The sequence below is a fragment of the Enterobacter chuandaensis genome, assembly GCF_003594915.1.
Classification (GTDB): domain Bacteria; phylum Pseudomonadota; class Gammaproteobacteria; order Enterobacterales; family Enterobacteriaceae; genus Enterobacter; species Enterobacter chuandaensis.
This window is the reverse complement of the sequence record NZ_QZCS01000002.1, coordinates 1-11,394: the sequence shown is the minus strand read 5'-3', so window position 1 is coordinate 11,394 and position 11,394 is coordinate 1. Positions and strand designations below refer to the sequence as shown.

Genomic DNA, 11,394 nt, shown 5'->3' with positions numbered 1-11,394 from the left:
CGGGGCGGTTCGGAGTTTTTATGTCTTTTGATTCCCTTGGCCTGAACCCGGAAATTCTGCGCGCGATCGCAGAGCAGGGCTACGTTGAGCCAACCCCTATCCAGCAGCAGGCGATCCCCGCCGTGCTTCAGGGCCGTGACCTGATGGCCAGCGCCCAGACCGGCACCGGTAAAACCGCGGGCTTTACGCTGCCGCTGTTAGAGCTGCTGGTAAAAAACCAGCCGCATGCCAAAGGCCGTCGTCCGGTGCGTGCGCTGATCCTCACTCCAACCCGCGAGCTGGCAGCCCAGATTGGCGAGAACGTGCGTGAGTACAGCCGCTACCTCAACATTCGCTCGCTGGTGGTTTTCGGTGGCGTGAGCATTAATCCGCAGATGATGAAGCTGCGCGGCGGCGTGGACGTGCTGGTGGCAACGCCGGGCCGTCTGCTGGATCTGGAACACCAGAATGCGGTGAAGCTCGATAACATCGAAATTCTGGTGCTGGACGAAGCCGACCGCATGCTTGATATGGGCTTCATTCATGATATTCGTCGCGTGCTGGCAAAGCTGCCGCCGCGTCGTCAAAACCTGCTCTTCTCCGCGACCTTCTCCGACGAGATCAAGGCGCTGGCGGAAAAGCTGCTGCATAACCCGCTGGAAGTGGAAGTGGCGCGCCGTAACACTGCCTCCGAGCAGGTAACGCAGCACGTTCACTTTGTTGATAAAAAGCGCAAGCGGGAACTGCTCTCCCAGATGATCGGCCAGGGCAACTGGCAGCAGGTGCTGGTCTTTACCCGCACCAAGCACGGCGCGAACCACCTGGCGGAACAGCTGAATAAAGACGGCATCCGCAGCGCCGCCATTCACGGTAACAAGAGCCAGGGGGCGCGTACCCGCGCGTTGGCAGACTTCAAATCCGGCGACATCCGCGTGCTGGTGGCGACCGACATCGCCGCCCGAGGCCTGGACATCGAAGAGCTGCCGCACGTGGTGAACTACGAGCTGCCAAACGTGCCGGAAGACTACGTTCACCGTATTGGCCGTACCGGCCGTGCGGCGGCAACCGGTGAAGCGCTCTCTCTGGTCTGCGTGGACGAGCACAAGCTGCTGCGCGACATCGAACGCCTGCTGAAGAAAGAGATCCCACGCATCGAAACCCCGGGCTACGAAGTGGATCCGTCCATCAAAGCCGAGCCGATTCAGAACGGTCGTCAGGGTGGTGGTCGCGGTCAGGGCGGCGGCGGTCGCGGTCAGCAGCCGCGTCGTGCCGAAGGTGGCGCGCCGAAATCATCCGGTAAACCGCCGCGTCGTAACAGCGACAGCAAACCGGCCGGTGAAAACCCGTGGCGCAGCGGGGAAGGGAAACCGGCAGGGGAAGGGCAGCGCCGTCGCCGCCCGCGCAAGCCTGCTAACCCGCAGTAATCTGGAAGCCCGGTCGTAAAGCCGGGCTTTTCTTTTTGCGGCAGCGAAGAGAAAGTGCCACAATAGTGGCTGTTTATACAGTATTTCAGGTTTTCCAATGGCTTTAACCGCTGCGCTCAAGGCGCAAATCGGCGCATGGTATAAGGCGCTACAACAGCAGATCCCCGATTTTATCCCCCGAGCGCCGCAGCGGCAGATGATTGCTGACGTGGCAAAAACGCTCGCCGGGGACGACGGGCGACATCTGGCGATTGAAGCCCCGACCGGCGTCGGGAAAACCCTGTCGTACCTCATTCCCGGTATCGCGATAGCGCGGGAGGAGGACAAAACGCTGGTGGTCAGCACTGCCAACGTGGCGCTGCAGGACCAGATCTTCAGCAAAGATTTACCCCTGCTGCGCAAAATCATTCCCGACCTGCGGTTTACCGCCGCCTTTGGGCGCGGGCGCTACGTCTGTCCGCGCAACCTGGCGGCGCTGGCCAGCAGCGAGCCCTCGCAGCAGGATCTGCTCGCCTTTCTGGATGATGAGCTGACGCCAAATAACAAGGCTGAGCAGGAGCAGTGCGCAAAGCTCAAAGCCGAGCTCGACGGCTACAAGTGGGACGGCCTGCGGGATCACACCAGCCTGGCGATTAGCGACGACTTATGGCGCAGGCTGAGCACCGATAAAGCGAGCTGCCTGAACCGCAACTGTCACTACTACCGCGAGTGCCCGTTCTTTGTCGCCCGACGCGAGATTCAGGAGGCTGAAGTAGTTGTGGCAAACCACGCGCTGGTGATGGCCGCGCTGGAGAGCGAAGCGGTGCTGCCGGAGCCCAAAAACCTGCTGCTGGTGCTCGACGAAGGCCATCATTTACCGGACGTAGCGCGTGATGCGCTGGAGATGAGCGCTGAAATCACGGCGCCCTGGTTCCGCCTGCAGTTGGATCTGTTCTGCAAGCTGGTGGCGACCTCCATGGAGCAGTTCCGCCCGAAAACCACACCGCCGCTGGCGGTGCCCGAGCGGCTGAGCGATCACTGTGAAGAGGTCTACGGCCTTATTTCCTCCCTGAATAACATCCTGAACCTCTATCTTCCTGCGGCCCAGGAAGCCGAACACCGCTTTGCGATGGGAGAGCTACCGGAAGAGGTGATGGAGATTTGCCAGCAGCTGGCGAAGCATCTGGAAAAAATGCGCGGGCTGGCGGAGATGTTCCTGAACGATCTCAGCGAGAAAACCGGCTCGCACGACGTGGTGCGTCTGCATCGCATCCTGCTGCAGATGAACCGCGCGCTGGGGATGTTCGAAGCGCAGAGTAAGCTCTGGCGGCTGGCCTCGATGGCGCAGGCGTCCGGCGCGCCGGTGACGAAATGGGCGACCCGCGAAGTGCGGGACGGGCAGGTGCACCTCTTTTTCCACTGCGTGGGGATTCGCGTAGCCGATCAGCTGGAAAAGCTGATCTGGCGCAGCGTGCCGCATGTGGTGGTCACCTCCGCGACGCTGCGTTCCCTGAACAGCTTTTCTCGTTTGCAGGAGATGAGTGGGCTAAAAGAGAAAGCGGGCGACCGCTTTGTGGCGCTGGATTCGCCGTTTAACCATTGCGAGCAGGGCAAGCTGGTGATTCCGCGCATGAAATTCGAGCCGCTTATCGACAACGAAGAGCAGCATATTGCGGAGATGGCGGCCTACTTCCGCGAGCAGGTCGAGAGCAAAAAATACCCCGGCATGCTGGTGCTGTTTGCCAGCGGGCGCGCGATGCAGCGCTTCCTGGAGCACGTCACCGACCTGCGTTTACTCCTGCTGGTGCAGGGCGATCAGCCGCGCTACCGGCTGGTAGAAACGCACCGCAAGCGCATCGACAGCGGCGAGCGCAGCGTGCTGGTAGGGCTACAGTCTTTTGCCGAAGGTCTGGATCTGAAAGGCGACTACCTGACGCAGGTGCATATCCATAAAATCGCCTTTCCGCCTATCGACAGCCCGGTCGTCATCACCGAGGGCGAGTGGCTGAAAAGCCTCAACCGCTATCCGTTTGAAGTACAAAGCCTGCCTGCGGCGTCGTTCAACCTGATTCAGCAGGTGGGGCGTCTTATTCGTAGCCACGGCTGTTGGGGCGAGGTGGTGATTTATGACAAACGTCTGCTCACCAAAAACTACGGTCAGCGTTTGCTGAACGCGCTGCCTGTTTTCCCGATTGAACAGCCGGAGGTGCCGGAGGTAAAAAAACGCCCGGCAAAACTGACCGCCGGGCGTGGAAAAAGCATCCGTGCTAAGAGGCGCGGTCCTACTGGTAAGTGAAGGTCACCTGAATCACGCTGCTGAACGTGCCGGCGGTGACGGGCATGGTAGTAGCGTAATAGCGCGCGGAGAGCGGAAACGTCGCCGTGTGGTCGCTCGGGTTAATGGCGACGTTAAAGGCGGCCTGCGGGGCAATCAGTATTTTGTCCTGACGGTCTGCCAGCTCCAGCGCCAGCCCTTTTGCGCTGCCAATATTGGCGAATTTTGTCGGGTGCGCGCTGTCGGCCTGGCCGTAGAAAAAGGCCGTGGCGAGAGCAAGCGTGACCGGGCAGTGCGACACGGAAAGGGAAAAGTCTTTCCACTCGCCGGTATCGCCCACGTCTTTAAAGCTGCCCGACACCGCCTGGCCCAGATCCACCGTCAGGTTTCGGCTGGCGCTGTCGATGACGCAGGTGTTGGCGTAAATATTGCCCGTCATCTGGATCTGGATGTCGTCGGCGTGAGCCTGGGCGATCAGCCCCAGCGCCAGAATCGCAATGGTCTTTTTCATGTTCGTCACTTATAGGCGAGGGTGATAGTGGCAACGGTGTTAGCAGGACCGGGTGTGACGACATCATTGACCTGCTCGTAGCGCACCTCGAAAGGTATGGTCAGCGTTTCGTTGGCGAAGGCTTCGCTTTTGGTGTTTACGTAAGTATCAAAGGTGGCAATATTATCGTCGAACAGCATGCGGACACCGACGCCCGTAGCCGCGCCGGGCTGCTGCGTGAGTTTCAGCACCCCTTCAAACGCCGTTTCATAGCCGTTTGAGCTGGTGATCTTTACTTCGGGCTGCACGGTGCTGTCGCAGTGCACCGTGACGTCAAAATTCTGCGCCGGAGAGGAGAGCATCCCCACGCTGACAAAGTCGCTGACCGGGAAATCTCCAAGGTTAACCGTCAGGTTTTTTGGCAGGACGGAGCAGGTGACCTCTTTAAGGATGACGTTGCCCGCATAGGCGATGTCGTTAGGGTTGCCGATCCCTTCGTGGTGATACACCCCGATACCAAAACGGGTCTGACTCTGATTGAGCGTGCCAGAAGCTACCGTATCGCTGGTTTTGACCAGTTCCAGCGTGACGTCAAAATTAAAGGACTGTTTGCCATCGCTGGACACATACCCCACCGGCGTTCCCGTTGAGATGCAGTTAACGCCGCCGGCTCCGCTGATGCGCTGGCCCTGATCGTTCATCAATGCCACCCCAACGCCGGGGACTCCAGAGTCGTAGACACCTTTCAGTCCTGGGATCTCTGCTCCCGTACCGTAGTAGCAGGATACGATTTCCAGGCCGCTATCTACAGCCTGATCGCAGTTACCGGCGACATGGGCAATCTGTTCTGTTCCTGGTATGGTCTCGCCTACCGCCAGCGTTGTCGGAACCGAGATGGACGCCACGTTAATCATCTTCGGCAGGTCCGGCGTCGTACAGGTCGCCTTCGCGTGCGGCATAAATAACGCTGCCGTTCCCAGAACCAGTAAGAAAAAGCACTGTTTAATCATTTGCATAATCGTTAGCCTGAACGGTGGATCAGTGACACTGCGCGGCAGCGTTAATGATGCTGGTTTTCTCTTTCTCATCCGTTAGCGCATAGTCAGCGACGCAGTGCTCGCTCGCCTCCTGTCCCCAGGAGACGCTGAGATGCCCTTGCTGTGGCAGACCCGAGAGGTAGGTCTGGCCGTCATTCCCGACAATAAATTCGCTGTCCTTATCGTCCGTGGTGACCGTCGCGCCGAACGGCAGCGGTCTGCCGTTGTGCGTAAACGTCATCAGAACCCGGTTACCCACGCGGGTATTAAAGGTGGCGCGCACCACGGCCCCGCGGGTGGGGGTTACTATCTGTGCCGCGTGGGTGACGTCGGCATCATCCGGCAGCGTTTCGGTATCCAGCGCGACGGTGTTATGCCGGTACGCGGTAACGAACGGCACGACGGTATAGCCGCGGAAGTCGGTTTCAACGCCCGTCTGGTTCGCGATGTGCGTCCCGTGGGTGCCCGGTGCTTTCACCAGCGCGATGGTTTCACCCAGCGGCTGGCTCAGGGTGATGCCGTTGGCATGGGCAATTACGCCACCCTGCAGCCCGACGTTCACGGTTTGCTGGTATTTGTCCTGGCTGACCCCACCGCTCACCTCACCGTAGGTCGCCTTGTAATCGGCGTTCATGCTGGTGGAATTACCGCTGCCGGTACTGCTCAGCCCCTGCTGGATATTCCAGTTCAGGTTGTCTTCCTTCAGCGCCGTGCCGTTCAGGCCGATGTTCTGCGTCGTACCGTCTTTGGTGTTGTTCAGGTTGTAGGTGGCCCAGGTGTTATGCATCCAGTGGTCCAGCGGCACCGAGACGCTCAGCGAGAACTGGTTGTCGTTCGTCACCTCATTACCGTCTTCATCACTGTCGTTGGTGTTTTTGTTCATGCTGTAACTGAGGCTGTAGCTCACGCCGTGCCAGCTGTTGTTGTAGCTGACGCTCATCGAGGTCATGTTCTGGCTCTGGCTCCAGTAGGTTTCCTTCACCATGCTAAGGGTGACGGAGCCCCAGCCTTCGGGCAGCGTCTGGTCGATGGTGGCTTCTGTGCGGGCGCGGCGCTGCTGCGGTGCAGACCAGTCGTCAGAGTGGGTATACGACTCCATGGTGTCGTCCAGGGTGTAAAAGCCTTTGCTGTTATAGCGGTAACCCGCGAGCGAGAAGTTGGTGCCCGAACGGGCGATATCTTTGCTGTAGCGCACGCGCCAGGATTGGCCTTTGCTGGCCTGCTGCTTTTTCAGCAGGGCTTTGGCGCGGGTCACATCGATGGAGAACGCCCCTAAATCGCCCATGTTTTTCCCGGCACCGATGGCCTGTGACTGATAATGGCTGCTCTGCTGCACGCCACCGTAGGCGGTGAAACCATAGGGCAAACCGTAAATGGCGCTGCTCTGAGCGAACGGGGTCTTTTCGACATCTTTGTCATACGAACGATAACGCCCGGCGGTTACGCTGTAGCGCAGGTTTTTTTCACGCTGTAATACCGGAACGGAGGCAAACGGCACGACGAAATGGTTTTCGCTGCCGTCGGTCTCTTTGACCGTCACCTGAAGATCGCCGCTGCTGCCTGTCGGGTAGAGGTCGTTAATCTCGAACGCGCCTGGTGCGACCGTGTTCTGGTAAATGACGTAGCCGTTCTGGCGAACCATCACCAGCGCGTTGCTGTGGGCAGTGCCGCGAATGATGGGCGCATAGCCTTTCTCGCTGTCCGGCAGCATGTCGCTGTCGGATTTAAGCTCCACGCCGGTGTAGGGCACGCTGTCAAAAACATCAGAAGGCGAGGTGCTTTGCCCAACGGTCAGATCGCTCTTCATCGCCACGATATCGCGCTGGGCATAGGTATAAACGGAGGAGAATTTTTGCTGCTCTTCCTTGCCCTGGGTGCTGCGATTCCAGGTGGAATAGTTGCGAACGCGCCAGGCGCCAACGTTCAGACCCGGACGCAGGTTGACGTACTGGCTGCTGTTATCCTGTTCCCCCTGTTGGCGAGCATGGCTTTGGCTGGCATTCGCGCTGTAATTAAGCAGGCCCGCATTAATTCCTTCGTCAAACTCTTTCGGGTCGATATAACCGCGAGGCACCTGGCCGAGCGCAGATTGCGGGATACTCAGCAGCAACTGCTGGTTACGAACGCGAAAGGTTGCAGATGCCGCAGGGATGGCGTGTAAATCGGCGCACCGGCCTTTGGTCATTAGCTGCGGATATTTTTTGGTTTTGATGCCGAGGCTTTTTAAATCATTCAGGCTAAAGCAAGGCTGCAGCGTGCTGTTGCCCTGAGCGTCTTTTTGCAGCGTAAAGGTCACATCGCGGGTATCAATTTTATTGTTATTAATAAACACCGCGACCTGATATTTCCCTGGCGCCTGGCCGGGACCTTTTTCATAAACGGACAGATCGGTTTTTCCCTGCTGGGGATTATCAATATCCAGCAGGGCAGGGTTAAAATAATCATCGGCCATAACCTGCTGCACAAAGATCGCCATTGCCAGGCCACAGAGAATGACCAGCAATGACGAAAATCGGCAGGTGAACGGCTTTTTATGGCTGTACATGATTATTTTTATTACCGGGTAGATTATTAACGAACGGATTTTGACCAGGTATGGCTGATGCTGCCGTAATCAGTAATAATGGACCAGGTGACATTCGAGCCGCCGACGTTACCCGGTAAGGCAAAATGCGTTTCCGTTTTCGGCACGGCCCAGGTGGCTTTTGTCACTTTCTGACCGTTCAGCGTGACGGTCTGGAAATTCATATAGAAAGGCGTGGGGTTATTCACCACCAGATCGTTGCCTTCACGATGCCATTCAAGTTTGTCTGCCACATCTTCTGGTCTGCCTTTTACTGCAGACGGGCGATAGAGCAATTTAATGCGGGTATTAATCGCAATTTGCAGCGTATTCACGCCCTCTACGTGCTTTGAGGAGGGGATCGCTTTAATATTCAACCAGTACAGGGATTCCCTGTCTTCCGGTAAATTTCCGCCCGTACGCACCACGCGCAGAACGTTATCTTCTTTCGCATCCAGACGGAAAAGCGGTGGGGTGATCAGGAAGGGCGCTTTGGCCTGGCTTTTACCGCCGGAATCGACCCAGGACTGCACCAGATAATCCGTCGCATCTGGATTGGAAAGACCAAGAGATGATTCCTTTTTATCTCCCTGATAGACCAGACGGGTACCATTAATAATGACACCTGCATGTGCAGTGGCGGCTACCAGTAAAAGAGTGCTCAGTAAATAACCGTGGCGCATAAAGATTTCTCAATAAATAGATGAGATATTAATGCCCGCAAAAGCATTAATATCTCAGGATTGATAAGATCAGTTATAAATAACGGTGAAGGTCGATACAGAATTAGCGGGGCCTGCGGTAATCGCGGCACCGGTCTGAATATAACGTGCGCCGAACTCCAGATCGTTAACCGCCGTACCGGAGGCTAACGGATATTGCTGAGAGGGGGTATACAGAGTGACGGGTTGCTCGGACGCGTCAACCAGCTGAATAGCCACACCTGTTGCGACATCGGTATCTGGCGTTAAGGCCAGCGTAGAGTTGTTATTCGCATCCGGGGTCCCGCCGAAGTTAATCGCTGCGGAGGTGACCGTTTCCGGGCAATTGGTTAACTGAATATCAAACTTCGTTAATGTGCTGGTGGAGCCTGCACCGGTAAATACCGTTTTAGACACTTTGCCCAGCTGAACATTTAATGGATTACTTAACCCATTCACGACCTGGCAAGCAGAATCGATGATCTCGCCGGTGAAATTAATCTGGCCTTCACCGTTAGTTGCCGCAAATGCGGATGCAGAACATCCCACCGCTGCGGCGATGATTAAACCTAAAGCAACCTTGTTCATAACAAATCCTGGTATGTTTCTGGTGATAGCGTTGCCTGGACGTTTTCACCGTTGACCCTAAATGACTTTCCGCTGGTTATTTAAACAAATAATGACGGGTTAAGAATCTTCTGTAGAAATCACAAATAATTGAAATAATCCTTGAGTTTCATTTTTCGCCATAAAAACAGCGCCTTGATTGTGTCGAAAAAACTAACGTCCGGACGTTCAACGGGGCTATATTGTTAATAAGATGATATTTTCAGGAGAGATGTCGTGGATTATCGCAAGATTATCAAAGAGGTAGGCCGGGGCAAAAACCACGCCCGCGATCTGGACCATGAAACCGCTCGCGCGCTGTATACCCATATGCTTAATGGTGAAGTACCAGACCTGGAGATGGGCGGCATCCTGATTGCGCTGCGCATCAAAGGCGAAGGTGAAGCGGAGATGCGCGGCTTTTATGAGGCTATGCAGGCGCAAACGCTGCGCTTAACCCCGCCGGTGGCAAAACCAATGCCGATTGTGATCCCAAGCTATAACGGGGCGCGCAAGCAGGCTAACCTGACGCCGCTGCTGGCCATTCTGCTGCAAAAACTCGGTTTCCCGGTGGTCGTGCATGGGGTAAGCGAAGATCCCACGCGCGTACTGACAGAAACCATCTTTGAACTGCTGGGCATTGAACCGACTCTCCATGCCGGCCAGGCGCAGGCAAAGCTGGAGGGGAACCAGCCGGTCTATATTCCCGTGCGCGCGCTCTGCCCGCCTCTGGAAAAGCAGCTGGACATGCGCTGGCGCATGGGCGTGCGTAACAGCGCGCACACCCTGGCGAAGCTGGCGATGCCGTTTGCTGAAGATGCCGCACTGCGCCTTTCCAGCGTTTCTCATCCGGAGTACGTGACGCGCGTCGGTCAGTTCTTTGCCGAAATCGGTGGACGCGCGCTGCTGATGCACGGAACAGAAGGGGAGGTGTACGCCAACCCGCAGCGTTGCCCACAGCTGATGCTGATTGAACCTGCCGGTACGCGCGTTGTGCTTGAACGCGGGGAAGAAAACAGCGATGTGATTCTGCCGGAGTCGAAAGATCCCCAGGTTACCGCGCACTGGATTACGCAGTGTCTGGCTGGAAATGTGCCGGTTCCACAGTCGATCAAGCTGCAAATGGCCTGCTGCTTGCTGGCGACAGGGGAGGCTGAGACGGTTGAGGCGGGGCTACAGCGCGTGGCGCAGTCGTTTTAGGCAAAAAAAGCCCGTCCAGTGGCGGACGGGCAAGCAAGGGTAACAAACAACAGGGTCAATGAGGGTTGGAGCAGCTCACCAGAGGGTTTGGCGAGGGTACAGCATTCATTTCAGGCGATTATTTGTAAATAACCGCAGTACCGCTCAGCTTGTTATTGGTGTTAGCGGAAGTGATGGTGTATCCGCTTGCACCGGCAGCAGCAGCTTTCTCAGCCAGTTTGGCTTCCAGGCCGTCCAGCGTGGTCGCGCCTTCTGCACTTACCACACCGATTTTATTCATGCTCTGTGCCTGAGTGGTTGAAACAGGCTCTACAGCGAATGCGCCAAAGGACAGAGCGGACAGGGCAACAGCAGCAACAGCATATTTGATGGTTTTCATAGTTAATCTCTCGCAGGTTATTCTGTTAAGGGAACGATGTTCCGTCGATGTGATAAGTATCACGGTTTTTCGCGAAAGATAAAATCGAAGAGAATTGACGTGGTCAGTCAAAAAAATTGAATGACAAATAACTTATTGAATATTAATAAATTCAAACCAGCGCTTTACACTTCTTGTTGATGCGCTTTACAGAAGAACGATGAAGGGCACATTTTGCTACGCGGTTCGCTAAAAACCATGAGCGTAAAGGAAAGTGCAGGCAGGGTTAACTTAGGTAAAGGAGAGTCAGCGTAACTGGCTATCTTTCGATCCTCTGCGATTATAACCTGAATGTGAAGCATTTTTTGAATCTTTATCCTGTTGGCAGGTGATACATAACCTTACGCCGGGGATGGCTTTACGGCGCGCCTCTGGAATCGGCTCGCCACACTCTTCGCACTCCTTCAGACTTTCGCCGCGTGGAATCTCACCGCGAGCGCGCGCCACCGCATCTTCAATGGTACTGTTGATCTGTTCGTTAACGGCGTCATCATTTGCCCAACCGGAAGCCATACATCCTCCTCAAATCGGTATACACCCTGACAATAATATGGGGTTAAAAAGTGAACAATCAAGGGGGAGGCAAACTGCATCTGGCAGGCAGATGCAGTCTTGTGGAGGGGGAAACTATTTGTAGATGGTCGCTGTGCCGTACATATGGTTTGAATCGCCACGGGTTTAACAGACACCTCAGAGTCATTTAAGATGGCTTAAAGAGAGGT

10 protein-coding genes are annotated in these 11,394 nt (G+C 56.0%); 3 read left to right on the top strand and 7 right to left on the bottom strand.

Annotated elements, in window-relative coordinates; translation table 11 throughout:
- Positions 1–20 precede the first annotated feature (20 nt).
- Positions 21–1,403, top strand: a complete 1,383-nt coding sequence (gene rhlE / locus D5066_RS03190) for an ATP-dependent RNA helicase RhlE (protein ID WP_119915039.1) — start codon at positions 21–23, stop codon at positions 1,401–1,403.
- A 97-nt stretch (positions 1,404–1,500) separates the two neighbouring features.
- On the top strand, positions 1,501–3,678 hold the full coding sequence (dinG, locus tag D5066_RS03185; RefSeq protein WP_119915038.1) for an ATP-dependent DNA helicase DinG: 2,178 nt from the start codon (positions 1,501–1,503) through the stop codon (positions 3,676–3,678).
- Here dinG and D5066_RS03180 read toward each other — a convergent pair.
- From D5066_RS03180 to D5066_RS03160, 5 genes are all read right to left on the bottom strand, one after another.
- Complete coding sequence (locus D5066_RS03180; protein ID WP_119915037.1) at positions 3,665–4,168, bottom strand: fimbrial protein; 504 nt, start codon at positions 4,166–4,168, stop codon at positions 3,665–3,667. The two genes, dinG and D5066_RS03180, sit on opposite strands and share 14 nt — an antisense overlap.
- A gap of 5 nt (positions 4,169–4,173) precedes the next feature.
- A complete protein-coding gene (locus tag D5066_RS03175) occupies positions 4,174–5,163 on the bottom strand; it encodes a fimbrial protein (RefSeq protein ID WP_119915036.1) in 990 nt (329 codons plus the stop codon).
- A gap of 22 nt (positions 5,164–5,185) precedes the next feature.
- A complete protein-coding gene (locus D5066_RS03170; RefSeq protein ID WP_165853325.1) occupies positions 5,186–7,729 on the bottom strand; it encodes a fimbria/pilus outer membrane usher protein in 2,544 nt (847 codons plus the stop codon).
- A 26-nt stretch (positions 7,730–7,755) separates the two neighbouring features.
- Positions 7,756–8,430 carry a fimbrial biogenesis chaperone gene (locus D5066_RS03165; RefSeq protein WP_119915035.1) on the bottom strand — a complete coding sequence of 225 codons (675 nt, stop codon included), beginning with the start codon at positions 8,428–8,430 and terminating at the stop codon, positions 7,756–7,758.
- 69 nt (positions 8,431–8,499) lie between these two features.
- Entirely contained in the window at positions 8,500–9,036 is a 537-nt protein-coding gene (locus tag D5066_RS03160) for a fimbrial protein (protein ID WP_080327819.1), read from the bottom strand.
- A gap of 255 nt (positions 9,037–9,291) precedes the next feature.
- Between D5066_RS03160 and ybiB the strand changes: the two genes are divergently transcribed.
- A complete protein-coding gene (ybiB, locus tag D5066_RS03155; protein WP_119915034.1) occupies positions 9,292–10,254 on the top strand; it encodes a DNA-binding protein YbiB in 963 nt (320 codons plus the stop codon).
- 118 nt (positions 10,255–10,372) lie between these two features.
- Here the strand turns inward: ybiB and ybiJ are convergent, their stop codons facing one another.
- Both ybiJ and D5066_RS03145 read right to left on the bottom strand, forming a co-directional pair.
- The gene (gene ybiJ, locus D5066_RS03150; RefSeq protein WP_048957009.1) at positions 10,373–10,633 is read right to left on the bottom strand and encodes a DUF1471 family protein YbiJ; all 261 of its coding nucleotides are present in this window, start codon (positions 10,631–10,633) and stop codon (positions 10,373–10,375) included.
- A gap of 285 nt (positions 10,634–10,918) precedes the next feature.
- Positions 10,919–11,185 carry a DksA/TraR family C4-type zinc finger protein gene (locus D5066_RS03145; RefSeq protein ID WP_028012442.1) on the bottom strand — a complete coding sequence of 89 codons (267 nt, stop codon included), beginning with the start codon at positions 11,183–11,185 and terminating at the stop codon, positions 10,919–10,921.
- Positions 11,186–11,394: the final 209 nt, after the last annotated feature.

Excerpts from the sequence above, each read along its gene's own strand:
- rhlE (WP_119915039.1), top strand. The coding sequence starts at position 21 with ATGTCTTTTGATTCCCTTGGCCTGAACCCGGAAATTCTGCGCGCGATC.
- dinG (WP_119915038.1), top strand. The coding sequence starts at position 1,501 with ATGGCTTTAACCGCTGCGCTCAAGGCGCAAATCGGCGCATGGTATAAG.
- D5066_RS03180 (WP_119915037.1), bottom strand. The coding sequence starts at position 4,168 with ATGAAAAAGACCATTGCGATTCTGGCGCTGGGGCTGATCGCCCAGGCT.
- D5066_RS03175 (WP_119915036.1), bottom strand. The coding sequence starts at position 5,163 with ATGCAAATGATTAAACAGTGCTTTTTCTTACTGGTTCTGGGAACGGCA.
- D5066_RS03170 (WP_165853325.1), bottom strand. The coding sequence starts at position 7,729 with ATGTACAGCCATAAAAAGCCGTTCACCTGCCGATTTTCGTCATTGCTG.
- D5066_RS03165 (WP_119915035.1), bottom strand. The coding sequence starts at position 8,430 with ATGCGCCACGGTTATTTACTGAGCACTCTTTTACTGGTAGCCGCCACT.
- D5066_RS03160 (WP_080327819.1), bottom strand. The coding sequence starts at position 9,036 with ATGAACAAGGTTGCTTTAGGTTTAATCATCGCCGCAGCGGTGGGATGT.
- ybiJ (WP_048957009.1), bottom strand. The coding sequence starts at position 10,633 with ATGAAAACCATCAAATATGCTGTTGCTGCTGTTGCCCTGTCCGCTCTG.
- D5066_RS03145 (WP_028012442.1), bottom strand. The coding sequence starts at position 11,185 with ATGGCTTCCGGTTGGGCAAATGATGACGCCGTTAACGAACAGATCAAC.